The following is a 24,466-nucleotide window of genomic DNA, read 5'->3' as shown; positions in this document are numbered from 1 at the left end:
CGTCATCAGATGTCGAGCACCAGGTGCGGCGTCTTGGCGCGCGACACGCAGGTGCACAGGGTCTTGCCGTCCGCCTTCTCGCGCGGACTGAGGTTGTGGTCGCGGTGGTCGGGCACGCCCTCGACCACGTCCACCACGCACACGCCGCAGTCGCCCTGGCGGCAGTCGTACAGCGGGTCCAGGCCGGCGGCGATGAGCACGTCGAGCAGGCTCTGGTCGGGCGCCACGGTCAGCGTCTTGCCCGAGCGCAGCGTGCGCACCTCGAAGGGCGCGTCGCCCGCCTGCTCGATGGCGCCGGCGAAGAGTTCGAAGTGCACGTGGTCGTCGGGCCAGCCGAGCGCGCGGGCGGTGTCGACCACGGCCTGCACCATGCCGCGCGGGCCGCACACATGCAGGTGGCGACCGGGCACGGGCGCGGCCAGCAGCGCGCGCAGGTCGAGGCCGCGTGCGGGGACACCGCCGTCGTGCACCACCGTGCCGCCGAGCGCGCGCACCTCGTGCAGGTAGGCCGTGGCTTCTTCGCTGCGCGTGGCATAGACGAAGTCGAAGGGGCGCGCTTCGGCCGCGAGCGATCGCGCCATGCACAGCAGCGGCGTGATGCCGATGCCGCCCGCGATGAGCAGCGGCGACGCGCTGCCCGCGTGCAGGGCGAAGTCGTTGCGCGGTGCGTGCGCGGCCAGCGCGGTGCCGGGTTGCAACGCGTGCATCCAGGTCGAGCCGCCCGCGCCCTGCGGCTCGCACAGCACGGCGATCTCGCAGCGGTCCGAGCCGTCGTGCGGCTTGGCGAGCGAGTAGGCGCGCTGACCCGGGTGGCCGTTGGCCTGCACCACCTGCACGCCCAGGTGCGCGCCGGGTGCGAACGGCGGCAGCGGCTCGCCATTCGCCGAGCGCAGCACGAAGGCCTTGATGGCCGGCGTGAGCGGCGTGACCGAATCCACGACCAGCGCCAGCATGTCGGCGGCGTGGCTCATCCCAGGGGCAGCGCCGGGTCGGCGATGGTGAGGCCGGTCGATTTTTCCCAGCGCGGCATCAGCGTGTTCGACGGTTGCGTCTCGTCGACCAGCTTGCGCGCCGTCTCCGCGCCGGCCACGGGCAGGCCCTTCGGATCGAGCAGGCCGATCTGCACCAGCACGCTGGCCTGGTCCCAGTAGATGTGCTCGTGGTACAGCTTGTCGCCGCGGAACTTCACGATGGCCACGAGCGGAATCTCCACCGGCTTGCCGGTGGGCGCGATGCCCGGGAGCAGCCAGTCGATCTCGACCGTGTGGGTGAAGCTGAACAGCATCTCGTCCACGATCTGCGTGGCGCCCACGGTGCGCGAGATGGGCGTGAGCCGCGTGTCGGGCGGTGTGCTCGGAATGAAGTGGTGCTTGTAGAAGCGCGACAGCTCCTTGGCGCCCACGCCGCCGGTCATGGTCGGGATGTGGTTCACGTAGGGCTCGCTCACCATCGTGGCCATGGTGGCGACCACGTCGCGCGTGGCGAACTCGTACTCGCAGTGCTTGTCCCACAGCGCCGAGAGGTCGTACACCGGGCCGATCGCGTCCTTGAACAGCGCCATCGAACGCTGGTGCGCCATGAGCGTGGAGGGCTTGTCGAAATGGTCGCCGCCGGTGCGTGCAAAGGCGTGGTCGACGCCGGGGTAGACGTACATCTGCGCATCGGGCTGGCCGGCGAAGGCTTCGAGCACCTGGGCGCGGGCCTCGGGCGGGCAGAACTGATCGAGCTCGGCGAAGTGCAGGGCGATCGGGCATTTGATTTGCGGCACGAGGTCGAGCGCGCCTTCGATGCCCACGCCGTAATAGCCCACGGCCGCGTCCACGCCCGAGTGCGCGGCGGCCAGGTAGGCCAGCTTGCCGCCGAGGCAGAAGCCCAGTGCGCCGACCTTGCCGGTGCAGGCCGGGTGCGCGCGCAGCGCCTTCACGCTCGCCGTGACGTCGGCCACGCCGGCCTCGATGTCGAACTTCTGGAAGAAGCCGAAGGCGCGCTGCCAGTCTTCGGGCGAGTAGCCCAGATCGACACCGGGCTCCATGCGCCAGAACAGGTCGGGCGCGAGCACCACGTAGCCTTCCTGCGCATAGAGGTCGGCCACCTCGCGCACGTAGGCATTGACGCCGAAGATCTCCTGGCACAGCACGATGCCGGGGCCGCGCCCCGAGGCCGGCAGGGCCAGGTAGCCGCGAAAGGTCTGGGTGCCGTCGCCGGCCGGGATGTCGATGGTGTCGCTCATCGGTTCGTCTCTCGAAGTGGTGGGGTCGGCGGCGATTCTGGGGAGCGCGCCGGCCTGTTGTCTGTCCATTTCGTGCAGCGGTTTCGGTCGCACGAAACGGATAGCGGGGCGCCGCCGCCGCACAGAGACTGCGCCCTGCATTTGCTGCCCCCACGTTCAACGAACTCACCCCGAGGAGACCTTTCATGTCGCAGGCCACGCCCCGATCCGTCTTGTGCGCGCTCACCGTCCTGGTGGGCGCGCTGGCTTTACCCGCGCAGGCACAGACCGCGCAGACCGTGAAAGTCGGTCTGGCGATGGACCTGTCCGGCCCGTTCGCCGTCGGCGGCGCCGAGGCCAAGGCCGGCTTCGCCGTGGCGATGAAGCAGCTGGGCGGCAAGCTCGGCGGCGTGCCGGTGGAGTTCGTCGAGGCCGACACGGCAGGCAACCCCGAGATGGCGCGCCAGGTGGTCGAGCGCATGCTGCTGCGCGACAAGATCGATTTGTTCACCGGGCCCGTCGGCTCGTCGGTCGCGCTGGCTGTCGGCCCGCCGCTCTTCGCCGCCAAGGTGCCCTACCTGTCGAGCAACACCGGCCCGAGCGACTATTCGGGCGCGCGCTGCAACCCGTACTTCTTCGGCGCCTCGTACCCGAACGACGCGTACTACGAATCGGCCGGCAAGTTCGCGAGCGACAAGGGCTTCAAGAAGGTCGCGATGATTGCGCCCAGCTACCCCGGCGGCAAGGACGCCATCAACGGCTTCAAGCACACCTTCAAGGGCGCCGTGGGCGACGAGCTGTACACCAAGCTCGGGCAGCTCGACTACTCGGCGGAGCTGGCGCAGATCCGTGCCTCGAAGCCCGATGCGCTGTACTTCTTTTTACCCGGCGCGATGGGCGTGAGCTTCATCAAGCAGTTCGTCGGCGCGGGGCTGTCGAAGGACGTGGCGCTGATCTCCACCGCCTTCTCGGCCGACGAGGACATGATCCCCGCCGTCGGCGAGCCGATGCTGGGCCTGTTCAACACCGCGCACTGGTCGTTCGACCTCGACAACCCGGCCAACCAGCGCTTCGTGACGGCGTTCCGCCAGCAGAACAACGGGCGCAACCCGTCGTTCTATGCCGGCCAGGCCTACGACGTGCTCATGGCGATGGATGCGGCCGTGCGCGACGTCGGCGGCAAGGTGGCCGACAAGCCCGCGCTGCTCAAGGCGATCAAGGCGGCCAACTACAAGTCGGTGCGCGGCGATTTCCGCTACGGCCCCAACAACTTCCCGATCCAGAACTACTACCTGCGCGTGGTCGCCAAGGACGGCAGCGGGCGCATCGCCAACAAGGTGATCGGCACCGTGCTGGAGCGCTACCAGGACCGCACCGCCGCGCAGTGCGCGATGAAGTCCTGAGGAGGTGTGTTCAGTGCCGCGCGGCAGGCAGCCGCGCGGGGTCGCGCGAGGTGTCGCGCGGCAGCTGCCCGAAGCGCTCGCGGTAGCAGGCGGCAAAGCGGCTCAGGTGCGAGAAGCCGCAGTTCAGCGCCACCTCGGTGACGCTGGCGCCGTCGTGTCGCGCCAGCAGTGCGTGCGCGGCATCGAGCCGCATGTTGCGCAGGACCTCGCCGGGCGACAGGTCGCGGTGGCGCCTGAAGAGCAGGGCGAGGCCGCGGCGCGTGACGCCCGCGGCCTGCGCCACCTCTTCGAGCGACAGCAGCGAGTCGAGCCGCTCGCGCATGAATTCTTCGGCCCGCCGCAGCTGCCGCAGGCTGGTTTCTTCGGTGCCGCGCTGTGCGTCGGCGTGCCGCTGCAGCACCGAGTTCGGCCGGTGGCACAGCAGGTAGAGCATGAGGTTGTCTTCGCAGTGCGCGAGCCAGCGCGGGTCGTGACGCTCGAACTCCGTGGGCGGCAGCAGCGAAGCCAGGCTCGCCACCATGCGGCACCACTGCGTGCCCGCCGCGTCGTCCAGGCGCAGGGGCATGTCGAAATCGATCTCGCCGACGGTGTCGCCGCCGCGCAGCGCGAAGGCATGGCGCGCGACCTCCTGCAGGCGGCTGAGCTCGATCTTCAGCATCAGCTGTTCGCAGTCGGCATGCCAGCGCAGGCGCACCGGCTTGTGGGCCGAAATGATGGCGCCCTGGCCGGGGTGGATCTGCAGCGTCTGTCCGCCGGTGTGGATGTCGGCGCGGCCGCGCAGCGGCATCTGCACCAGAACGAAGTTGCCGAGCGCGTCGGGCTCGATGTCGACGTCGCAGCCGTAGCGCAGGATGCACAGCGACAGTGCGCTCATCTCGGCGCGGCAGAAGATCGCGTCGACATCGCCCGAGCGCCACACGCTGCGGTGCGGCTTCAGCTCATGGGCCACGCGCGCGTGCGTCTCTTCGGCCTCGCGCGAGCGGAAGACCTCGCGCCTGTACAGCGGGGACAGTTGCTGACTCGACCATGCGTCCATGGACACTCCTGCGGGGCCAAAGTGGGGAAAGCGACGGAAACGGACGCTTTTTTCTACGCTGGAATCTACGTGGGTGCGCCGCGCGCCGCCATGGGAGTTGCCCGGGCAACGGGCGTCCCCGTTGCAAGAAGCCTGCCTGGCTTGTGTCTAGATGCTGCGGAGATTCACTCGCTTCGACAGCGCTTCGGCACTCTCGCGCCGCTCGCTGTAGCGATCGACCAGGTGGTCCGCGCAGTCGCGCGTGAGCAGCGTGAACTTCACCAGCTCTTCCATCACGTCGACCACGCGTTCGTAGTAGGGCGAGGGCTTCATGCGGCCTGCATCGTCGAATTCGAGGAAGGCCTTGGCCACCGACGACTGGTTGGGGATGGTGATCATGCGCATCCAGCGGCCCAGCACCCGCAGCTGGTTCACCGCGTTGAACGACTGCGAGCCGCCCGACACTTCCATCACCGCGAGCGTCTTGCCCTGCGTGGGCCGCACCGAGCCGACGGCCAGCGGAATCCAGTCGATCTGCGCCTTCATGATCCCGGTCATCGCACCGTGGCGTTCCGGCGAGGTCCACACCATGCCCTCGGCCCATTGCGCGAGATCGCGCAGCTCTTGCACCTTCGGATGGTCTTCGGGCTCGCCGTCGGGCAGCGGCAGGCCGCGCGGGTCGTAGATGCGGGGATCGGCGCCCATCGCGCGCAGCAGGCGCGCGGCCTCTTCGGTCAGCAGGCGGCTGTAGGAGCGCTCGCGCAGCGAGCCGTACAGCAGCAGGATGCGCGGGGCGTGCGTGGCGCGTGCGGTGGGAAGCAGCGCCTGCAGGCGGGGGACACGGAACGCATCGGCGTCGAGCTGCGGGAGATCAGGGCTTGGCGACACGCTGGCCTTTCGTGTCGATCACCGCTTCGCCGTCTTCCTTGGCGAACGCGCCTTGCTGCGGCTTGGGCAGGATGTCGAGCACGGCCTCCGAAGGCCGGCACAGGCGCGTGCCCAGCGGCGTGACGACGATGGGGCGGTTGATGAGGATCGGGTGCTGCAGCATGAAGTCGATGAGCTGTTCGTCGCACCACTTCGGATCGTCCAGGCCCAGTTCGTCGTACGGCGTGCCCTTCTGGCGCAGCACCTCGCGCACGGGCACGCCCATCGCCGCGATCAGCTGCGTGAGCGTGGCGCGGTCGGGCGGGGTCTTCAGGTACTCGATGACGGTGGGCTCGTCGCCCGTGTTGCGGATCAGCGCGAGCACGTTGCGCGAGGTGCCGCAGGCGGGGTTGTGATAGATCGTGATGTCGCTCATGACAGGCTCGTTGAGAGAAGAAAAAATGGATCAGCCCAGGTTGAGGCGCAGCGCCAGCGCGGCGAGCGTCGCGGCCAGCACGGGCAGGGTCAGCACGATGCCGATGCGGAAGTAGTGGCCCCAGGTGATGGTCATGCCCTTCTTCGCGAGCACGTGCAGCCACAGAAGCGTGGCGAGGCTGCCGATGGGCGTGATCTTCGGGCCGAGGTCGCAGCCGATCACGTTGGCATAGACCATCGCCTCCTTCACGAGGCCGACCGCGCCCGAGGCCTCGATCGACAGCGCGCCGACCAGCACGGTCGGCATGTTGTTCATGACCGAGGAGAGCACCGCCGCGAGAAAGCCGGTGCCCATGGCCGCGCCCCAGACCCCGCCTTGCGCGAACAGGTTCAGCAGCGTGGCGATCTGGCCGGTGAGCCCGGCGTTGCGCAGCCCGTAGACCACGAGGTACATGCCCAGCGAGAAGACGACGATCTGCCAGGGCGCGCCGCGCAACACCTGGCGCGTGCCGATCACCGGGCCGCGTGCCGCCACCGCGAGCAGGATCACCGCGCCAAAGGCGGCCACGGCGCTCACCGGCACGCCCAGCGGCTCCAGGCCGAAGAAGCCCACGAGCAGCAGTGCGAGCACGACCCAGCCGGCGCGGAAGGTGTCGCGGTCGCGGATCGCATCGGCGGGTTGCTTGAGGCGGGCCATGTCGTAGTGCGCGGGAATGTCGCGCCGGAAGCACCACAGCAGCACGCCCAGGCTCGCGAGCACGGCTGCGACGTTGACCGGCACCATCACCGAGGCGTACGCGTTGAAGCCGATGCCGAAGAAGTCGGCCGACACGATGTTCACGAGGTTCGACACGATGAGCGGCAGGCTGGCCGTGTCGGCAATGAAGCCCGCGGCCATGACGAACGCCAGGGTGGTGGCCGGCGTGAAGCCGAGTGCCACGAGCATCGCCATCACGATGGGCGTGAGGATCAGTGCTGCGCCGTCGTTGGCAAAGAGGGCCGAGACCGCGGCGCCCAGCAGCACGATGAAGGCGAACAGCCGCCGGCCGTTGCCGCGCCCCCAGCGGGCCACGTGCAGGGCGGCCCACTCGAAGAAGCCGGCCTCGTCGAGCAGCAGGCTGATGAGGATGACGGCGATGAAGGTCGCGGTGGCGTTCCAGACGATGGCCCAGACGACGGGGATGTCGGTGAGCTGCACCACGCCGAAGAGCAGGGCGATGACGGCGCCCAGCGAGGCGCTCCAGCCTATGCCCAAACCGCGTGGTTGCCAGATGACGAGCACGAGCGTGAAGATGAAGATGAGGAGGGCGGGGATCATGTTCTTCTGTTCAGGGCGTGTGCACAGGCCACCGGGTACTTCCCTCCGCGAATGTCCCCCGGCCTGCGGCCTCCTCCTTGATTTCGCTGCGGGAAGCACCCAGTGCCCTGTGCACGGGGGCACGCTGCTGGTAGTGCTCGCCGATCAACGACTGCACTGCCCAACGCTCACGTCGATGGGGCGCCTTGCGCAGCGAAATCAAGGAGGAGCCCGAAGGGCGGGGGACATTCGCGGAGCAAGGTGCCCCATCGGCGTGAGCACGCCAGAGCACACGCACTCCGCGTGCAACAGCACAAGCTTTCATGGTCAGCAGTCGCAGGTGCTCGCCGGAAGACAGGCTTCCCCCTGGCAGCAGTTCTCGGTGAGATAGCCGAGCAGGCCGTTCATCCGGTCGAACGACGCGCGGTAGATGAGGTTGCGTCCCTGGCGCTCCTGCGAAACGAGGCTCGCGTTCACCAGCTCCTTGAGGTGAAAGGACAGCCCCGTGGCTGACACCTCTAGCGATTCGGTCAGCGCACCCGGCGTCAGCCCGTCGGGCCCCGCCACCACCAAGGCGCGGAACACCCGCAGGCGCACGGGTTGCGCGAGTGCGCCCAAGGCGCGGACCACATCGTTTTCTTCCATTATTCAATTATCTTTGAATTATTGAATCGAGGCAACCCTCGGCAAAAAGACCGGTGGCACGAATCGGCCATCGCCCTGGCAGGCAACGGCCATCTGCGACGTACCGCTTTTTCTACAGTCGCCTTCGGCTCATCCCCCAACGAAGCATCCAACGAAGGAGACACCCATGTCCGACACCTATGTTCTGGTTCACGGCGCCTGGCACACCGGCGCCGAAATGGAGGCCGTGGCCGACGGCCTGCGCGCGGCCGGCCACACCGTGCATTGCCCCACCGTGGCAGGCAACAACCCTGGCGACGACCGCGCGGGCACCGGCCTGGCCGATGCCATCGCCTCGGTGGTCCGCTTCATCGAGGCCAAGGACCTCACGCAGGTGCGGCTCGTGGGCCACAGCTACGGCGGCATGGTGATCTCGGGCGTGGCCGACCGCATCGCGGCGCGGCTGCGGCGGCTGGTCTACATCAACGCCTTCGTGCCGCTCGATGGCGAAGCGCTCAACGACATGGTGCCGCCGCATTACGTGACCATGTTCGACGCGGTGGCGGCCGCCAACAAGAACGCCGTGATGCTGCCCTTCGAGATCTGGCGCGAGGCCTTCATCAACGACGCCGACCTGGCGCTGGCGCAGTCCGCCTACGACAAGCTCAACCCGCATCCGTACCGCACCTTCACCGACAAGATCCAGCTGAAGCAGCCGCTGGCGGCGCTGGCGCTGGGCAAGTCGTACGTCAATTGCCAGCAGGACACGGCGCTGCCGCACAGCCTGCCGTGGCATCCGCGGCTGTCGGAGCGGCTGGGGTTGTTCCGGCTTGTGGAGTGCCCGGGCAGCCACGAGATGTTCTTCTCGAACCCGCAGCGGCTGGCGCAGGCGATCCTCGAAGCGGGGCGCGACTGACGGAAGGCGCCCAGTCAGCCGTTCGGAAAGAGCGCGTCGAACACGCGCAGCGACGCATAGGCGTCGTTGGCCGCGTAGCGGATCTGCGATTCGGTGAGCTGCTTGTGCGCCCAGTTCGAGGTGGTCGCCTTGCGCGACTTGGCGAAGCGGCGGTTGAACATCAGCGCCACCGCCGTCTTCACGCCCACCGAGCGGCGGTAGCCACGCCGGCGGAATTCGTCGTCGATGTCGAACACGGCCTGCGGTGCAATCGCCAGCCGCAGGCGGATCAGCGACAGGTCGCTCGAAAGGCCGAAGCCGACCTTGTGCAGTTCGGTGGAGGCGAGCAGGCCCGCGACCACGGGGTTGCATTCGTCGCGGTGCAGCTGGAACAGCCAGGCCGTGTCGCGCGTGGCGAACTGCACCACGTGCGGGCCGGTCGACACTTCGTTCTTCGCGAAGGTGGGGCGCGACTCGGTGTCGAAGCCCGCCACGCCGGCGTCGAGCAATTCATCGGCGGCGCGCTCGGCCTCGGCCAGCGAGCTGACGACCACGATGTCTTTCAGGTCGAGGCTGTCGAAGGGGTCGAGCAGCGCGATCTGTTCACGTTCGGGAAGGGGCGGAAGCCGGTGGCTGTTGGTGTGAGGAGCGTTCACCGGGTCTTCGCTTTCGCGGCCTTGGGGGTTGTCTTGGGTTTAGGTTTGGGCTTCTTCTGCTTCGGCGGCTGGCCCGAACGCAGCGCGGCTTCGTAGGCGAGGCGGCCCCAGCGCGCCGCTTCCTCGCGGTCTTCGAACAGGTCGGCCGGCGCCAGCCGGTACGACATCGGCATCTCCTTGCCTTCGCGCACGTAGGTGAAGGGCGGCAGGTTCAGCGCGTCGAAGTGCGCGGCGTTGCCGGCATCGGCCTTGAGGTACAGCGTGTCCTTGGCGACGAGCGCGATCATGCGGCCTTCGTGCCACACGCCGTGGCCGCCGAACATGCGGCGGGTCTCGATGCGGCCGAGGCGTTCGAAGGTCTCGTGCAGGCTTTGAACAAAGACGCTCATGACGTGATCTCGATGCGGTTGCCGTCCGGGTCGAGCACCACGCTCTCGTAGTAGCCGTCGCCGGTGCGGCGCGGGCCGTCGAGCAGCGGATAGCCGTCGGCCTTCAGCCGCTGCGTGAGCGCATCGACTTCGGCGTCGGAGCCGACCGAGATCGCCAGGTGCGTCCAGCCCATGCGCTGCGCGCCGGCCTCGGCGACCACGGGCGACAGGGTGCTCGTGGTCATGGCCTCGATGCGCGCGCCGTCGCCCAGGCTCAGGAAGCACGAGGCGAAGCCCTTGGCCGGGTTGACGTAGCCGGCACCGGCGGTGGCGCCGAAGTAGTCGACGTAGAAGCGCTTGCAGCGTTCGAGGTCGGTGGTCCAGAGGGCGATGTGGTCGATGCGGATGCGCATGGGGCAGGAAGGAAGTGCGGAGGGTGTCAGCCCGTGCGCCAGGGCGCGCGGGTGGGCGACCAATGGTAGGCGATGCGTTCGCGTCCGCTGCCGGGGTGGCGGTCGACCACGCCGCGCACGAGGCCGTAGCGTTCGTAGAAGCGCTGCGCCTCGGTGTTGGTGACGGCCACATGCAGCCGCCAGCCGTGCGGCATGCGCACGCAGGCCTCGTCGAGCAGCGCCTTGCCCAGGCCCTGGCTGCGCAGGTGCGGTTCGACGAACAGCTGGGCCACGTACTCGCGCGCCGTGAGCAGCACCATGAAGGCCAGCACCTGGCCGTCGCGCTCGGCCAGCACCACGTCGGCGGGCGGGATGAATTCGGTCTGCACGCGCCGCAGCCAGTGGCCGATGGGCTCGACGTGGACGGCGCTGCGGTTGGCCGACACCCAGGCGCGGCGCCAGATGCCCGCGAGCACCATGTTCTCTTCGGCGCCGCCATCGCGCGAGCGCAGCTGGAAGGCAGGAATCTGGGCAGCGGACATGCGGACCATGATAGCCACGCCGGGTGCGGACCGCACCCCTTTGTGCTCAGCCGTTCAGCGTCTGCGCATGGTGCGCGATGTGGTCCGCCATGAAGCTCTGGATGAAGTAGTAGCCGTGGTCGTAGCCCGCGTGGCGGCGCAGCGTGAGCGGCTGGCCGGCGGCGAAGCAGGCGGCCTCGAAGGCCTCGGGGTGCAGCTGCTCGGCGAGGAATTTGTCGGCCAGGCCCTGGTCGATGAGGATGCCCTGCGGATAGGGCGCCACGGTCTGCGATTGCATCAGCGCGCTGGCGTCGTGCGCGAGCCACTGCGCGCGATCGTCGCCGGGCTCGCCCAGGTAGCCGGCGAAGGCCTTCTGGCCCCACGGGCACTGGGTGGGCGCGCAGATCGGCGCGAAGGCCGAGAGCGACTTGAAGCGCCCCGGGTGCCGCAGCGCCAGCGTGAGCGCGCCGTGGCCGCCCATCGAGTGGCCGAAGATGCCGATGCGCTCGCCGTCGATGGGAAAGTGGCGGGCCACCAGCGGCAGCAGCTCGTGCACGATCCAGCTTTCCATGCGCCAGTGCGTGGCCCAGGGCTCGGCGGTGGCGTCGAGGTAGAAGCCGGCGCCGATGCCGAAGTCCCAGCTGTCTTTTGCGCCCGGCAGGCTCTCGGGTTCGGCGCCGCGCGGGCTGGTGTCGGGCGCGATGAGCGCAACGCCCAGGCTGGCGGCCATGCGCTGCGCGCCGGCCTTCACCGCGAAGGTCTCTTCGTTGCAGGTCAGGCCCGCAAGGTAGAGCAGGGCAGGCACGCGCGTGTGTGCGGCCTGCGGCGGCAGGTAGACCGAGAAGCGCATCGGCAGGCCGATCTCGTGCGAGCGGTGCTCGACGAAGCGCTGCACGCCGCCGAAGGCGTGGTGTTCGGAAAGAAGTGTCGGGGTGGTGTCGGTCATGAAGAAGAGGTCGTCTGGCTGCGCAGCGCGGGCACGAGTTCAAGCACGGCGTCGGCGAAGGTGCGCGGTGCTTCCTGCGGCAGGTTGTGGCCTGCGCCGGGCACGAGGCGGTGCGAACGCGGTCCGCTGAAGCGGTGCGCGTGGGCCGAGGCATCGGCGGGCGGTCGCACGCCGTCGTCGATGCCGTCGAAGGTGATGGCGGGCACGGTGATCGTCGGCTGCGCGGCAAGGCGGCGTTCGATGTCGGCATAGGCCGGGTCGCCGGGCACGAGGCCGAAGCGGTGGCGGTACGAATGGATCACCACGTCCACGAAGTCGGGGTGCTCGAAGGCGGCGGCGCTGCGTTCGAAGGTGGCGTCGTCGAAGCGCCACGTCGGCGACCACAGCTGCCACAGCAGCTTCGTGAGGGCCTGGCGATCCTTCGCGAGGCCGGCGCGGCCGCGTTCACTGTGGAAGTAGTACTGGTACCAGAGGCTGTGCTCGTTCTCTGCGGTGTCCGGCTCCATCGCCTTGGCGATGTTCTGGATGTTGTAGCTGTTGAGCGAGACCAGCCCCGCGCAGCGTTCGGGCCACAGCGCCGCCACCACGCAGGCGGCGCGGCCGCCCCAGTCGTAGCCGGCGAGCACGGCGCGCTCGATCTTCAGGGCGTCGAGCAGCGCGAGCAGGTCGGCGCCGAAGGCCGCCTGTTCGCCCGAGCGCGGCGTGGCGTCGGCGAGGAAGCGCGTGGCGCCGTAGCCGCGCATGTACGGCACGATCACGCGGCAGCCTTGCGCGGCCAGCATCGGCGCGACTTCGGCGTAAGTGTGAATGTCGTATGGAAAGCCGTGCATCAGCAGCACGGGCGGGCCGTCGGCGGGGCCGGCTTCGTAGTAGGCGACTTCGAGGACGCCCGCTTCGATTCTGCGCAGGGGTTCCATGCGGTTCATGGCGGGCGCCTCCTCGGGCTCAGTACAGGACCACGCCGCGGATCGATTCGCCGCGCTTCATGAGGTCGAAGCCCTTGTTGATGTCTTCCAGCGGCATGGTGTGCGTGATCAGGTCGTCGATGTTGATCTTGCCTTCCATGTACCAGTCGACGATCTTCGGCACGTCGGTGCGCCCGCGCGCGCCGCCGAAGGCCGAGCCTTCCCACTTGCGGCCGGTGACCAGCTGGAACGGGCGCGTGCTGATCTCGGCACCGGCCTCGGCCACGCCGATGATGATGCTGCGGCCCCAGCCCTTGTGCGTGCACTCGAGCGCCTGGCGCATCACCTGCGTGTTGCCGATGCACTCGAAGCTGTAGTCGGCGCCGCCGTCGGTCAGCTGCACGATGGCGTCGACCACGTTCTCGGTGGTCTTGGGGTTGATGAAGTGCGTCATGCCGAACTGGCGGGCCATGGCTTCGCGCTCGGGGTTCAGGTCGACGCCGATGATCTTGTCGGCGCCCACCATCTTGGCGCCCTGGATCACGTTCAGGCCGATGCCGCCCAGGCCGAACACCACGACGTTGGCGCCGGCTTCGACCTTGGCCGTGAAGATCACCGCGCCGATGCCGGTGGTGACGCCGCAGCCGATGTAGCAGACCTTGTCGAAGGGCGCGTCTTCGCGGATCTTGGCCAGCGAAATCTCGGGCGCGACCGTGTAGTTGCTGAAGGTGCTCGTGCCCATGTAGTGGAAGATGGGCTTGCCGTCGAGGCTGAAGCGGCTGGTGGCGTCGGGCATGAGGCCCTTGCCCTGCGTGCCGCGGATCAGCTGGCACAGGTTGGTCTTGCGGCTCAGGCAGAACTTGCACTGGCGGCATTCGGGCGTGTACAGCGGAATGACGTGGTCGCCCTTTTTCAGGGTGGTGACGCCGGGGCCGACGTCGACCACGATGCCCGCGCCTTCATGGCCCAGGATCGCGGGGAAGATGCCTTCGGGGTCGGCGCCCGAGAGCGTGTAGTAGTCGGTGTGGCAGATGCCGGTGGCCTTGATCTCGACCAGCACTTCACCGAACTTGGGGCCTTGGAGGTCCACGGTTTCGATGGTCAGGGGTTGGCCTGCTTGCCAGGCGACGGCGGCTTTGGTTTTCATGGGATTCGGTTCTTCAGAGAGCGGAAGGGGACAAGGATACTCAGGCGAGCCTTCAGGCGGGGCCAGCCGGGAAGATACCCGACATGCCCACAAAGCCCGGCAGGTGACGAAAGTCCCAGACCCAGCGGCGCAGTGCGGGAAACTCGTCGAGCGAGACGCCGCCTTCGCCCGCCAGCGCCACATACGGGAAGCAGGCGAGGTCGGCAATGGTCGGCTCGGTCGCGGCCACGAGCCAGCGCAGGCCGGTGGCGGCGTGTTGCTCGGCCAGGTGGTCGTCGAGCACGCGGAAGGCCGCGCGCGCACCGCGCCGGCAGGCGTCGATGTCCAGGTGCGTGTAGCCCAGCGCGTCGTGCAGCCGGGCAGCCGAGGCGGTGCGCGTGATCTCGTCGGCCATGGCGAGCCACATCGCGACCTGGCCGCGCAGCTTCGGGTCGGCGGGGTACCAGTGCTGCCGTGCGTCGTCGTAGCGGCTCGCGAGGTAGACCAGGATGGCCTGCGCGTCGCGCAGCACGAAGCCTTCGTCGTCGATCACCGGGAGCTGGCCGAGCGGGTTGACTTGTTCGAGGAATCTTGCGGACTTGTGTTCGCGGCCCGGGTGGAAATCGACCGGCACGCTCGCATGGTCCACGCCGAGCCACAGCAGCATCTGCCGCACCTTGAAGCAGTTGCCCGAGAGCGGGTAGTCGTAGAGCTGGACGGTCATGCGGTGGCCCTCGCGGTGCCGAAACGCATGCCGCGCTCGCGCAGCCAGCGGCGGTAGGTGACGGAGGTGGTGTCGCCGCGCGTGGGCGTCTCGGCGCGGCCTTCGAGCGGCATGCGCTTGAAGGCGTGGTTCTCCAGGATCGGCTTGTCCTGTCCGAAGATCGTGTGCTGGAAGGCGATGAGCTCGGCGTCGCTCGACACGTCGTCGAAGTAGGCCAGCAGCGTGTGGGCGATGACGTGCTCGTCGTCCACCGGCTGCAGGAACAGGCCGATGGCGTCGAGCTTGTCGGGCCGGTGGCTCGATTTGTAGAGCATGGCCGAGAAGGGCTGCATCACGCGGTACTTGTAGAACACCTCGCTGCCCGTGTCGTGGGCGGCCGAGGCGCGCGGCTGCCAGAAGCGGCAGTCGGTGGCCCAGATCTCGTCGGTGGCGGCGTCGACCTCGACGTTGTACTTGGCCACTTCGGTGTGCGGCACCTTGCCGAGGTAGTCGGGGTGCACGAAGGGGAAGTGCGCCATGTCCAGGAAGTTCTCGATCACGCGCAGGCCCGACACGGCCACGCCGAGCCCGCCGCAATCGACGATGCGGCGGCCAGGCTCTTCGTGCTCGGGGAAGGCGAACAGCGGGCGCGCGGGGCGGCCGCTGGGGCAGACCCAGAGGAAGCCGTAGCGCGACTGCACGGTCAGCGCGTCGGTGCCGAGCAGGGCGTGCGGCGTGCCGTCGGCGTCGGTGTGCAGCTGCAGGGTTTCGCCGAGCAGCCGCGCCGTGCGCGGCAAGCCGCTGGCGGGGCCGACGACGAGCCAGTCGTCGAGCATGTTGGGATCGTCGGTGACGAAGGGCATGTTTTTTCTTTCTTCTTTTAGTGCGATGCAGCGGCTTCGATGTCGCTGCGCAGCTGGCGCGCCGCGCGGTGCACCCGGGCCATCGCGTCGGAGCCGGGGGCTGCGTCGGTCCACAGGTGCAGGAAGCTCAGCTGCGGTTGGGCATCTAGCAGCAGGGCGGCGACGGGCGAATCGTCCAGCGTGCCTTGCCATGCATCGGGCGTTCCTGTCGGTGCGAAGCCATGCGGTGCGAGCGCCGCACGCACCTCGGAGGCGGCCACACGCAGCGTCAGCGTGCGGGCGAGGTGCCAGCCGGCGGGCACTGTGTCGCCCAGTTCGGACGGCGCATCTGCGCCGTCGGCCGCGAGGCGCACCCACAGCATGCCCGCGGCATCCGCCGTGGCGAACACCTTGGCGCAGACATTGCGCGGCGCCGGCATGGCCGGGTGCGCCGGGATGCGCACGCACGCGCCGCTGCCGGCCTCGTACTGCCAGCCGTGGTACGCGCAGGCCAGGCGGTCGCCGCCGGTCACCTGGCCGAGCGTGAAGCGCACGCTGCGGTGCGGGCAGCGGTTCTCCCAGGCCTGCGGGGAGCCATCGGCCGCGCGCCACAGCGCGAGCTCCTGGCCTTGCGCAAAGCCGGCGACGATGTTGGCGCCGGCGCGCACCTCGGCAGAGGGCGTGACGGGATGCCAGGTGACGGAGGAATTCATGGGTCTTGATCGTGGGGGCAGCGGGAAAGGGCGCCACAAATCGGCATAGCATCGGCCATGCCCTTGTCGGCGGTGCCGCCTACCGTAGCGTGTCCGCCGCACCGATGAAAGCCCCATGCCAAGACGCTCCTTTTCATTCCTGCAACGACGACTTCCACAGCGGGGGCATTCATGAGCGCAGGGCGCATCGATCTCGCGCTGGTCGAGGCCTTCGTGCTCGTGATGAAGAGCGGCAGCCTCACCAAGGCCGAGAGCCTGTCGGGCGTGTCGAAGGCCACGCTGAGCCGGCAGCTCACCCGGCTGGAGGAACTGCTGGGCGCCCAGCTGCTGCTGCGCAGCTCGCGCCGCATCGCGCCCACGGAGGCCGGGCGTGCGTTCTTCGCGCGCTGCGAGGGGCTGCTCGGCGAGGTGAGCGGCCGGCTGGAAACGGCGCGCACCGAGGTGCAGGAGCTCACGGGCGGGGTGTCGGGGCGGCTCACGCTGCTGTCGGACACGCAGTTCAGCACCTCTTTCGTCTGCCATGTGGTGCGGATCTTTCTCGAATCGCACCCGAACGTGCGCTGTCAGCTCGACGTGGCGAACGGCGCGCAGGCCCCGCAGATCGGCGAGGTCGATTGCTATGTGGGCTCGGCGCCGCCCGACCTGCCGGACCTGGTCGCCAAGCTGCTGGGCCGGCTGGCCTACGGCCTGTACGCCAGCCCGCAGTACCTGGCGCGGCACGGCACGCCGCACACGCCCGAGGCGCTGGCGCAGCACCGGATGATCGCGATGCGCGAGCCCTCGGGCCCGCCGTCGCCGCTGCGGCTGGTGTCGCAGCAGGCCTCGGGGCGCCATGTGGTGCGCTCGGAGCCGGCCTTCGAAACCAACGACCACTGGGTGATGAAGACCTTCTGCATCGACGGCCTGGGCATTGCGCCGCTGCCGGTGTTCTTCGCCGGGCCCGAGGTGGCGCAGGGCGTGCTGGTGCCGGTGCTGCCGCAGTGGCCGCCGGAGGCGCGGCGGCTTTACTGCGCCTACCAGCGGCAGCGTTACATGGGGCAGAAGCTGCGGGCCTTCGTCGACCTGATGGCGCGCTGCGTGGCGGACATCGGCTCGTACAACCACTACGTGGGGTCGACCGCGGCGGTGTCACCTGCACGGCGGGTGCGGTCGGCGGCGCGACCATAATCGGCTTTCTTCTTCCTGCATCCGCCAGCTTCCTTCACCGATCCATCATGAAGAAAATCCTCGTCCTCAACGGCCCCAACCTCAACCTGCTCGGCACGCGCGAGCCCGAACAGTACGGCCGCGACACGCTCGCCGACGTCGAACGCCTGTGCAAGGAGACGGGCGCGAAACTCGGTGTGGAGATCGAGTGCCGCCAGTCGAACCACGAAGGCGTGCTGATCGACTGGGTCCAGGAGGCGGGCCGCGAAGTGGCGGCCGGCAACATGCTGGGCGTGGTGATGAACCCGGGCGCCTACACCCACACGTCGATCGCGCTGCACGACGCCATCAAGGGCGCGAGCGTGCCGCTGATCGAGCTGCACATCTCGAACGTGCATGCGCGGGAAGAGTTTCGCCACCACTCGTACATCTCGCCTGCGGCGCGCGGGATCATCGTGGGGCTGGGGGTGAAGGGGTACACGCTGGCGATTGCGGCGCTGGTTCCCTGAGCTTGTCTTCGGGGGGCGTGCGCAGGACACCGGGTACTTCCCTCCGCGAATGTCCCCCGGCCTGCGGCCTCCTCCTTAATTTCGCTGCGGGAAGCACCCAGTGCCCTGCGCACGAGGGCACGCTCTGCTGGGGTGAACGGCTGATAGACAGCCGCTCTCTTTGTATCGCAGCGTCTCAGTAGGTCTGCTTGGGTGCGGCAGCTTTCCAGCTGCGGCTGACCCGGCCTGCGCTGTCGACGCTCTCCAGGTGCACGTCGAAGCCCCAGAGCCTTGCGACGTGCTTCAGCACTTCTTCGGCGTTGTCGTTCAGCGGCAGGTTGTTGCGCTGCGTGTGGCGCAGCGTGAGCGAGCGGTCGCCGCGCGTGGCCACGCTCCAGACCTGGATGTCGGGCTCGCGGTTGCCGATGTCGTACTGGCGTGACAGCGATTCGCGCAACGCCTGGTAGCCGCTGTCGTCGTGGATGGCCGACACCTCGAGCTCCGATTCGCTCTGGTAGTCGCGGATCGAGAACAGGCGGAAATCGCGCATCGTCTTGGGGCTCAGGAACTGGCCGACGAAGCTCTCGTCCTTGAAGTTGCGCATCGCGTAGTCGAGCGTCTTGACCCAGTCGGTGCCCGCGAAGTCGGGGAACCAGCGGCGGTCTTCGTCGGTCGGCTTTTCGCAGACGCGGCGCAGGTCGGTGAACATCTTGAAGCCCAGCGCATACGGGTTGATGCCGCTGTAGGCGCGGTGGCCCACGGGCGGCTGGAACACCACGCTGGTGTGCGAGCTGAGCCATTCCATCATGAAGCCGTCGTCCAGCTGGCCGCGGTCGTACATGGTGTTGAGCAGCGTGTAGTGCCAGAAGGTGGCCCAGCCTTCGTTCATGACCTGGGTCTGGCGCTGCGGGTAGAAGTACTGCGCGATCTTGCGCACGATGCGCACCACCTCGCGCTGCCACGGTTCGAGCAGGGCGGCGTTCTTCTCGATGAAGTAGAGCAGGTTCTCCTGCGGCTCGGGCGGAAAGCGGCGCGCGGCTTCCGACTCGGCCGCTTGTTCGCTCTTGCGCGGCAGCGTGCGCCACAGGTCGTTCACCTGCTGCTGCATGTGGCGCTCGCGGTCGGTGCGCTGCGCGCTCTCTTGCGCCAGCGAACGCTTCTGCGGACGGCGGTAGCGGTCGACGCCGTAGTTCATGAGCGCATGGCAGGAGTCGAGCAGGTCTTCCACCGCATCGAGGCCGTGGCGTTCCTCGCACTCGGCGATGTAGTGCCGCGCGTAGACGAGGTAGTCGATGATCGACGACGCGTCGGTCCACATGCGGAACAGGTAGTTGCCCTTGAAGAAGCTGTTGTGGCCGTAGGCCGCGTGCGCGATCACCAGGGCCTGCATGGCCATGGTGTTTTCTTCCATGAGGTAGGCAATGCACGGATCGGAGTTGATGACGATCTCGTAGGCCAGCCCCATGTGGCCGCGCTTGTAGTTCTTCTCGGTGGAAATGAACTGCTTGCCGTACGACCAGTGCCTGTAGATCATGGGCATGCCCACGCTGGCGTAGGCGTCCATCATCTGCTCGGCCGTGATCACCTCGAGCTGGTTCGGGTAGGTGTCCAGGCCGAAGCTCCTCGCCGTCTTGGCGATCTCGGTGTGGTACGTCTCGATGAGCTCGAAGGTCCAGTCGGACGGGCTGGGCAGGCGCTCGAGGCGGGAGGTGGGCAGGTCGGTGCTGCGCGGCAGGACAGGGGCCCCGGGAGGGCGTTCGGTGGTGATCATGCGGGCACCCCTTCCTTCTTGAACAGGTCGCGGAACACCGGGTAGATGTCCTGCGCGTCCGACACCTTGCGCATGGCGAAGTTGGGCGCCACGCCTTCGAGCTGCTGGTACTCCTGCCACAGGTTCTGCTCGGTCTCGGCCACCTGCACGTAGGCGTAGTAGCGCACCACGGGCAGGATGTTGTCGACCAGCAGTTCGCGGCAGCGGCCGCTGTCCTGGTGCCAGTTGTCGCCGTCGCTGGCCTGGGCGCCGTACACGTTCCATTCGCCGCTGGCGTAGCGGGCCTTGATGATCTCGTCCATGAGCACCAGTGCGCTCGACACCACGGTGCCGCCGGTTTCTGTGGCGTGGAAGAACTCTTCTTCGGTCACTTCCTGCGCCTGCGTGTGGTGGCGCAGGAACACGAGGTCGATGCGCTCGTAGTGCCGCGTGAGGAACAGGTACAGCAGCATGAAGAAGCGCTTGGCCATGTCCTTGCGCGCCTCGTCCATCGAGCCCGACACGTCCATCAGGCAGAACATCACGGCCTTGGCGCTGGGCACGGGCGTCTTCACGCGGTTGCGGTAGCGCAGGTCGATCGGGTCGATGTAGGGCACGTGCCGCATGGTGCGGCGCAGCTCGGCGATGAGATCCTCGGTCTCGCGGATTTCCTTCTGGATCAATGCGGTCTCGACCTGTGGATGCGCTTTCAGGACCAGGAGGTGCGCCTCCAGGCGCCTGAGCTCCTTGCGCGGTTCGCCGCCCAGCGCAATGCGCCGCGCCAGCGCGCCGCGCATGGAGCGCACCACGTGCAGGTTGTTGGGCGAGCCGTCGCTGGTGAAGCCGGCGCGGTGGCTCTTCCATTCGGGCACTTCGGCGATCTGGGTGCGCACGAGGTGGGGCAGCGCAAGGTCGTCGAAGAAGACGCGCATGAACTCCTCGCGCGTGAGGCGAAAGACGAAGTCGTCCTCGCCTTCGCCGCTGTCGCTGGCCTCTCCGCTGCCCGAGCCACCGCCGCCCTGGCCCTCGGGGCGCGCGATGCGGTCGCCCTTGAGGTATTCCTGGTTGCCGGGGTGCACGTACTCGCGGTCGCCGCCGCGCGCATGGCCGAACACCGGCTCGGAGACATCGTGGCGCGGCAGGGTCACGTCTTCGCCTTGCTCCAGCTCGCGGATGTTGCGCCCGCTGACCGCGCGCCGCACCGCCTCCTGGATCTGCCCCTTGTAGCGCCGAAGGAAGCGCTCGCGGTTGCCGATGGACTTGTTCTTGCCCGAGAGCCGGCGATCGATGATCTGCTGCAGGATGGCCACGATGTTTTCAAAGCTCCTTGCAAAACGGTGGACGGTGCGCTGGTTAGGTCCTTCGCACGCGTCCGTTGTTCCCGCTGTCCGCTATGAACTCTTGCGCACCCGCAGGTACCACTCGCACAGAAGCCGGACCTGCTTGGCGGTGTAGCCCTTCTCGACCATGCGGGTCACGAAGTCCTCGTGCTTCTTCTGCTCGTCGGCGCTGCTCTTGGTGTTGAAACTGATCACCGGCAGCAGTTCTTCGGTGTTGGAGAACATCTTCTTCTCGATGACTGCGCGCAGCTTCTCGTAGCTGGTCCACGCCGGGTTGCGCCCCGCGTTGCCAGCCCGCGCACGCAGCACGAAGTTGACGATCTCGTTGCGGAAGTCCTTCGGGTTGCCGATGCCGGCGGGTCGCTCGATCTTCTCGAGTTCGCCGTTGAGCGAGGCCCGGTCGAACACTTCGCCGGTGTCCACGTCACGGAACTCCTGGTCTTGAATCCAGTAGTCGGCGTAGGTCACGTAGCGGTCAAAGATGTTCTGGCCGTACTCGCTGTAGCTTTCCAGGTAGGCGGTCTGGATTTCCTTGCCGATGAACTCGGCATAGCGCGGTGCCAGCAGCTCCTTGATGTAGCTGATGTACTTCTGCTCGGTTTCCGGCGGAAACTGCTCGCGCTCGATCTGCTGTTCGAGCACATACATCAGGTGCACCGGGTTGGCGGCCACCTCGGTGCTGTCGAAGTTGAAGACCTTGGAGATGATCTTGAAGGCGAAGCGCGTGGAGACGCCGCTCATGCCCTCGTCGACGCCCGCGTAGTCGCGGTACTCCTGGATCGACTTGGCCTTGGGGTCGGTGTCTTTCAGGTTCTCGCCGTCGTACACCTGCATCTTGCTGAAGGTGCTGGAGTTCTCGGGCTCCTTCAGGCGCGTGAGCACCGACAGCTGCGCCATCATGCGCAAGGTGCCGGGCGCGCACGGGGCCTTGGCCAGCGAAGAGTTGCGCACCAGCTTCTCGTAGATCTTGATCTCTTCGGAGGCGCGCAGGCAGTACGGCACCTTGACGATGTAGATCCGGTCGAGGAAAGCCTCGTTGTTCTTGTTGTTGCGGAACGCCTTCCACTCGCTCTCGTTGCTGTGGGCCAGCACGATGCCGTCGAAGGGAATGGCGCCGAAGCCTTCGGTGCCCTTGAAGTTGCTTTCCTGCGTGGCCGTGAGCAGCGGGTGCAGCACCTTGATGGGCGCCTTGAACATTTCCACGAACTCGAGCAGGCCTTGGTTGGCCAGGCACAGGCCGCCGGAGTAGGCGTACGCGTCGGGGTCGTCTTGGGCGTAGGTCTCGAGCTTGCGGATGTCGACCTTGCCGACCAGGGAAGAGATGTCCTGGTTGTTCTCGTCGCCCGGCTCGGTCTTGGCGACCGCGATCTGGCGCAGCACCGAGGGGTAGCGCTTGACCACCTTGAACTGGCGGATGTCGCCGCCGTACTCCTCGAGCCGCTTGACGGCCCAGGGCGACAGGATGCGGTTCAGGTAGCGCACGGGAATGCCGTACTCTTTTTCGAGGATCTCGCCGTCTTCGAGGGTGTCGAAGAGCCCGAGGGGCGATTCGTTCACCGGGGAGCCGTGGATCGCATAGAAGGGCACGTGCTCCATGAGCTGCTTCAGGCGCTCCGCGATCGAGCTCTTGCCGCCGCCGACGGGCCCCAGCAGGTAAAGGATTTGCTTCTTTTCTTCCAGTCCCTGCGCGGCGTGGCGGAAATAGGACACCACCTGCTCGATGGCATCTTCCATGCCATAGAACTCCTTGAACGCCGGATAGATCTTGATGACCTTGTTCGCGAAGATCCGCGAAAGACGGGGGTCATTGCGGGTATCTACCAGTTCCGGCTCGCCAATGGCCTGGAGCATTCGTTCGGAGGCCGTTGCATATGCCGTCGGATCGCGTTTGCAGATATCCAGATATTCCTGCAGCGAGAGAACTTCCTCGCGGGTGCGTTCGTAGCGGGCTGCAAAGTTGCTGATCACGTCCATGGTCGCGCCTCCTTCAGGTCGGCGGGGCTTTTGACCCCGATGCCTACAGCCAGAGACTGCGTCGCTCCTCTTGGAAGAGGGGCCCCGCCCATGGCCGTATGCCGTGGAAAACTCCCTTACACACTATCTACACAATCGGTTCAATCAGCATAAAGCAAAGAATGAACCGGGCAAATGTTTTATTTATTCTGAACCCCTCTGCCGAGTAAAGTTCCTCGGAAAACAAGGAACTTCTATTCGTGTTTCTGTTAAATTGAAAAGCTCGCGCTCGCGTAATTGTCCCCGGATGAAATGACTATGCCGAATGGCTATCGTCCTCATTGAAATTCTGTGGCGAACACCTTTCCTAATTGAACCCGGGTTCAATAAAGCCGATGCCTTTCAGCAATAACGCGCGACCTGTCGTTTGGTTTATTGCATATCCAAAAAAACATTAAAGCAATCCCCGCGCCACTCCTGTGGCGAGTGGCTGGCGCATGGCAACGTGGGAAGACAACGCGGGCGCCGGTCGGCGGCGTTCCGCAACGGTGCGGGGAGCACCGTTCGCGTGCCTCACGCGCCGCCACAGGGCGGCAGCGGCCGAAAGAGGGCACGCTTCGGGCCGACAGGGCGTCGGCCCGGCGCTGACGAAAGCCGTCAGCGCGTCAGCATCATCATCAGCTGAAGAATTCCTTGGCCTTGTCGAACCAGCCCTTGTCGGTGGGGCTGTGCTTCTCGCCACCCTTCTTGAGCGATTCGTCGAGCTCCTTGAGCAGCTTGCGCTGGTGCTCGGTGAGCTTCACGGGCGTTTCCACGCGCACGTGGCAGTACAGGTCGCCCGGATAGCTCGAACGCACGCCCTTGATGCCCTTGCCGCGCAGGCGGAACTGCTTGCCGCTCTGGGTGCCGTCGGGAATGTCGATGGCGGCCGCGCCCTTGAGCGTGGGCACGTTGATCTCGCCGCCGAGCGCCGCGGTGGTGACGCTCACGGGCACCACGCAGTGCAGGTCGTCGCCGTCGCGCTCGAACAGGTCGTGCTTCTTGAGGCGGATCTCGATGTACAGGTCGCCGGGCGGCCCGCCGTTGGTGCCGGGCTCGCCGTTGCCGGTGCTGCGGATGCGCATGCCGTCGTCGATGCCGGCCGGAATCTTCACTTCGAGCGTCTTGTTGTTCTTGATCTTGCCCTGGCCGTGGCACACGGTGCACGGGTCGGGAACGATCTTGCCGCTGCCGTGGCAGGTCGGGCAGGTCTGCTGCACGCTGAAGAAGCCCTGGCGCATCTGCACCGCGCCCGCACCGTGGCAGGTGGTGCAGGTGATGGGCTTGGTGCCGGGCTTGGCGCCGGAGCCGTGGCAGGTGCCGCAGTCGTCCCAGCTCGGGATGCGGATCTGGGCGTCCTTGCCTTCGGCGGCTTCCTCGAGCGTGACTTCCATCGCGTAGCTCAGGTCGCTGCCGCGGAACACCTGGCGTCCGCTGCTGGTGCGGCCACGGCCGCCACCGCCGAACACGTCGCCGAAGATGTCGCCGAAGGCTTCCGCGAAACCGCCGAAGCCTTCCGCGCCCGGGCCGCCGCGCATGTTGGGGTCGACGCCGGCATGGCCGTACTGGTCATAGGCGGCGCGCTTCTGGCCGTCCGACAGCATCTCGTAGGCTTCCTTCACCTCCTTGAACTTGGCCTCGGCGTCCTTGCTGGTGTCGCCGTGGTTGCGGTCGGGGTGGTGCTTCATCGCAAGCTTGCGATAAGCCTTCTTGATTTCGTCCTCGTTCGCGTTCTTGGGAACGCCGAGGGTTTCGTAGTAGTCGCGTTTGGTGGCCATGGCAGCAGATTCGGTCGGGCGGCGGGAACTCGGGGAACTGGAAGCGAGAAAGGCT

25 protein-coding genes are annotated in these 24,466 nt (G+C 67.3%); 4 read left to right on the top strand and 21 right to left on the bottom strand.

From position 1 onward, the window contains the following. Positions 1-5: 5 nt before the first annotated feature. Both AC07XP_RS18560 and AC07XP_RS18555 read right to left on the bottom strand, forming a co-directional pair. Entirely contained in the window at positions 6-971 is a 966-nt protein-coding gene (locus tag AC07XP_RS18560) for a PDR/VanB family oxidoreductase (RefSeq protein WP_495265509.1), read from the bottom strand. After that, the gene (locus AC07XP_RS18555) at positions 968-2,230 is read right to left on the bottom strand and encodes a dienelactone hydrolase family protein (protein ID WP_495265508.1); all 1,263 of its coding nucleotides are present in this window, start codon (positions 2,228-2,230) and stop codon (positions 968-970) included. Before AC07XP_RS18555 ends, AC07XP_RS18560 begins: the two co-directional genes overlap by 4 nt. Before the next feature lie 185 nt (positions 2,231-2,415). Here AC07XP_RS18555 and AC07XP_RS18550 point away from each other — a divergent pair, with 185 nt between their 5' ends. After that, positions 2,416-3,612 (top strand): ABC transporter substrate-binding protein, encoded by a 1,197-nt coding sequence (locus tag AC07XP_RS18550; RefSeq protein ID WP_495265507.1) that lies wholly within the window; start codon positions 2,416-2,418, stop codon positions 3,610-3,612. Between the two features lie 10 nt (positions 3,613-3,622). Here AC07XP_RS18550 and AC07XP_RS18545 read toward each other — a convergent pair whose 3' ends face one another. From AC07XP_RS18545 to AC07XP_RS18525, 5 genes are all read right to left on the bottom strand, one after another. After that, positions 3,623-4,648, bottom strand: a complete 1,026-nt coding sequence (locus tag AC07XP_RS18545; RefSeq protein WP_495265506.1) for an AraC family transcriptional regulator — start codon at positions 4,646-4,648, stop codon at positions 3,623-3,625. Positions 4,649-4,795: 147 nt separating this feature from the next. Further along, positions 4,796-5,515, bottom strand: coding sequence for an arsenical resistance protein ArsH (gene arsH, locus AC07XP_RS18540; protein WP_495265505.1), 720 nt, complete (start codon positions 5,513-5,515; stop codon positions 4,796-4,798). Continuing rightward, positions 5,499-5,930 carry an arsenate reductase (glutaredoxin) gene (gene arsC, locus AC07XP_RS18535; RefSeq protein ID WP_495265504.1) on the bottom strand — a complete coding sequence of 144 codons (432 nt, stop codon included), beginning with the start codon at positions 5,928-5,930 and terminating at the stop codon, positions 5,499-5,501. The genes arsH and arsC overlap by 17 nt, the downstream gene beginning before the upstream one ends. A gap of 30 nt (positions 5,931-5,960) precedes the next feature. Next, complete coding sequence (locus AC07XP_RS18530; RefSeq protein WP_495265503.1) at positions 5,961-7,247, bottom strand: arsenic transporter; 1,287 nt, start codon at positions 7,245-7,247, stop codon at positions 5,961-5,963. A 306-nt stretch (positions 7,248-7,553) separates the two neighbouring features. Continuing rightward, positions 7,554-7,871, bottom strand: a complete 318-nt coding sequence (locus AC07XP_RS18525) for an ArsR/SmtB family transcription factor (RefSeq protein ID WP_495265502.1) — start codon at positions 7,869-7,871, stop codon at positions 7,554-7,556. Between the two features lie 166 nt (positions 7,872-8,037). Here AC07XP_RS18525 and AC07XP_RS18520 point away from each other — a divergent pair, with 166 nt between their 5' ends. After that, positions 8,038-8,766, top strand: a complete 729-nt coding sequence (locus AC07XP_RS18520; protein ID WP_487849299.1) for an alpha/beta fold hydrolase — start codon at positions 8,038-8,040, stop codon at positions 8,764-8,766. Positions 8,767-8,780: 14 nt separating this feature from the next. Here the strand turns inward: AC07XP_RS18520 and AC07XP_RS18515 are convergent, their stop codons facing one another. Genes AC07XP_RS18515 through AC07XP_RS18470 form a run of 10 tightly spaced genes read right to left on the bottom strand, consistent with a single transcriptional unit; the run spans position 8,781 to position 15,917 of the window. Further along, the gene (locus tag AC07XP_RS18515; protein ID WP_495265501.1) at positions 8,781-9,401 is read right to left on the bottom strand and encodes a 3'-5' exonuclease; all 621 of its coding nucleotides are present in this window, start codon (positions 9,399-9,401) and stop codon (positions 8,781-8,783) included. Beyond that, the gene (locus AC07XP_RS18510; protein WP_495265500.1) at positions 9,398-9,790 is read right to left on the bottom strand and encodes a TfoX/Sxy family protein; all 393 of its coding nucleotides are present in this window, start codon (positions 9,788-9,790) and stop codon (positions 9,398-9,400) included. The genes AC07XP_RS18515 and AC07XP_RS18510 overlap by 4 nt, the downstream gene beginning before the upstream one ends. Then, positions 9,787-10,182 (bottom strand): VOC family protein, encoded by a 396-nt coding sequence (locus tag AC07XP_RS18505; protein WP_235926677.1) that lies wholly within the window; start codon positions 10,180-10,182, stop codon positions 9,787-9,789. The genes AC07XP_RS18510 and AC07XP_RS18505 overlap by 4 nt, the downstream gene beginning before the upstream one ends. A 26-nt stretch (positions 10,183-10,208) precedes the next feature. Beyond that, positions 10,209-10,703 carry a GNAT family N-acetyltransferase gene (locus AC07XP_RS18500; protein WP_223301265.1) on the bottom strand — a complete coding sequence of 165 codons (495 nt, stop codon included), beginning with the start codon at positions 10,701-10,703 and terminating at the stop codon, positions 10,209-10,211. Positions 10,704-10,749: 46 nt separating this feature from the next. Continuing rightward, positions 10,750-11,628 (bottom strand): S-formylglutathione hydrolase, encoded by an 879-nt coding sequence (fghA, locus tag AC07XP_RS18495; protein ID WP_369644061.1) that lies wholly within the window; start codon positions 11,626-11,628, stop codon positions 10,750-10,752. After that, positions 11,625-12,554, bottom strand: coding sequence for an alpha/beta fold hydrolase (locus tag AC07XP_RS18490; RefSeq protein ID WP_495265499.1), 930 nt, complete (start codon positions 12,552-12,554; stop codon positions 11,625-11,627). The genes fghA and AC07XP_RS18490 overlap by 4 nt, the downstream gene beginning before the upstream one ends. A gap of 19 nt (positions 12,555-12,573) precedes the next feature. Next, positions 12,574-13,680: an S-(hydroxymethyl)glutathione dehydrogenase/class III alcohol dehydrogenase gene (locus AC07XP_RS18485; protein WP_070059685.1), complete on the bottom strand. Its 1,107-nt coding sequence runs from the start codon at positions 13,678-13,680 to the stop codon at positions 12,574-12,576. 52 nt (positions 13,681-13,732) lie between these two features. Beyond that, positions 13,733-14,383: a glutathione S-transferase family protein gene (locus AC07XP_RS18480; protein WP_495265498.1), complete on the bottom strand. Its 651-nt coding sequence runs from the start codon at positions 14,381-14,383 to the stop codon at positions 13,733-13,735. Continuing rightward, a complete protein-coding gene (locus AC07XP_RS18475) occupies positions 14,380-15,225 on the bottom strand; it encodes an aromatic ring-hydroxylating dioxygenase subunit alpha (RefSeq protein ID WP_495265497.1) in 846 nt (281 codons plus the stop codon). The genes AC07XP_RS18480 and AC07XP_RS18475 overlap by 4 nt, the downstream gene beginning before the upstream one ends. A 17-nt stretch (positions 15,226-15,242) precedes the next feature. Then, complete coding sequence (locus AC07XP_RS18470; RefSeq protein WP_495265496.1) at positions 15,243-15,917, bottom strand: Rieske 2Fe-2S domain-containing protein; 675 nt, start codon at positions 15,915-15,917, stop codon at positions 15,243-15,245. A 171-nt stretch (positions 15,918-16,088) separates the two neighbouring features. Between AC07XP_RS18470 and AC07XP_RS18465 the strand changes: the two genes are divergently transcribed. Beyond that, positions 16,089-17,084 (top strand): LysR family transcriptional regulator, encoded by a 996-nt coding sequence (locus AC07XP_RS18465; protein WP_495265495.1) that lies wholly within the window; start codon positions 16,089-16,091, stop codon positions 17,082-17,084. A gap of 47 nt (positions 17,085-17,131) precedes the next feature. Then, positions 17,132-17,572, top strand: a complete 441-nt coding sequence (aroQ, locus tag AC07XP_RS18460; RefSeq protein ID WP_062470706.1) for a type II 3-dehydroquinate dehydratase — start codon at positions 17,132-17,134, stop codon at positions 17,570-17,572. 175 nt (positions 17,573-17,747) lie between these two features. Here aroQ and AC07XP_RS18455 read toward each other — a convergent pair whose 3' ends face one another. The 4 genes from AC07XP_RS18455 to dnaJ form a co-directional block, all read right to left on the bottom strand. After that, on the bottom strand, positions 17,748-19,322 hold the full coding sequence (locus tag AC07XP_RS18455; protein ID WP_223301264.1) for a SpoVR family protein: 1,575 nt from the start codon (positions 19,320-19,322) through the stop codon (positions 17,748-17,750). Beyond that, positions 19,319-20,611, bottom strand: a complete 1,293-nt coding sequence (locus tag AC07XP_RS18450) for a YeaH/YhbH family protein (RefSeq protein ID WP_495265494.1) — start codon at positions 20,609-20,611, stop codon at positions 19,319-19,321. The genes AC07XP_RS18455 and AC07XP_RS18450 overlap by 4 nt, the downstream gene beginning before the upstream one ends. A gap of 81 nt (positions 20,612-20,692) precedes the next feature. Beyond that, positions 20,693-22,615, bottom strand: a complete 1,923-nt coding sequence (locus AC07XP_RS18445) for a PrkA family serine protein kinase (RefSeq protein ID WP_062470701.1) — start codon at positions 22,613-22,615, stop codon at positions 20,693-20,695. A 656-nt stretch (positions 22,616-23,271) separates the two neighbouring features. After that, the gene (gene dnaJ / locus AC07XP_RS18440) at positions 23,272-24,411 is read right to left on the bottom strand and encodes a molecular chaperone DnaJ (protein WP_095744576.1); all 1,140 of its coding nucleotides are present in this window, start codon (positions 24,409-24,411) and stop codon (positions 23,272-23,274) included. Positions 24,412-24,466 lie beyond the last annotated feature (55 nt).

This window comes from Variovorax sp. GW531-E2 (assembly GCF_059423125.1).
Note: the sequence above shows the minus strand (reverse complement) of the source record. Positions and strands in the feature narration are given on the sequence as shown.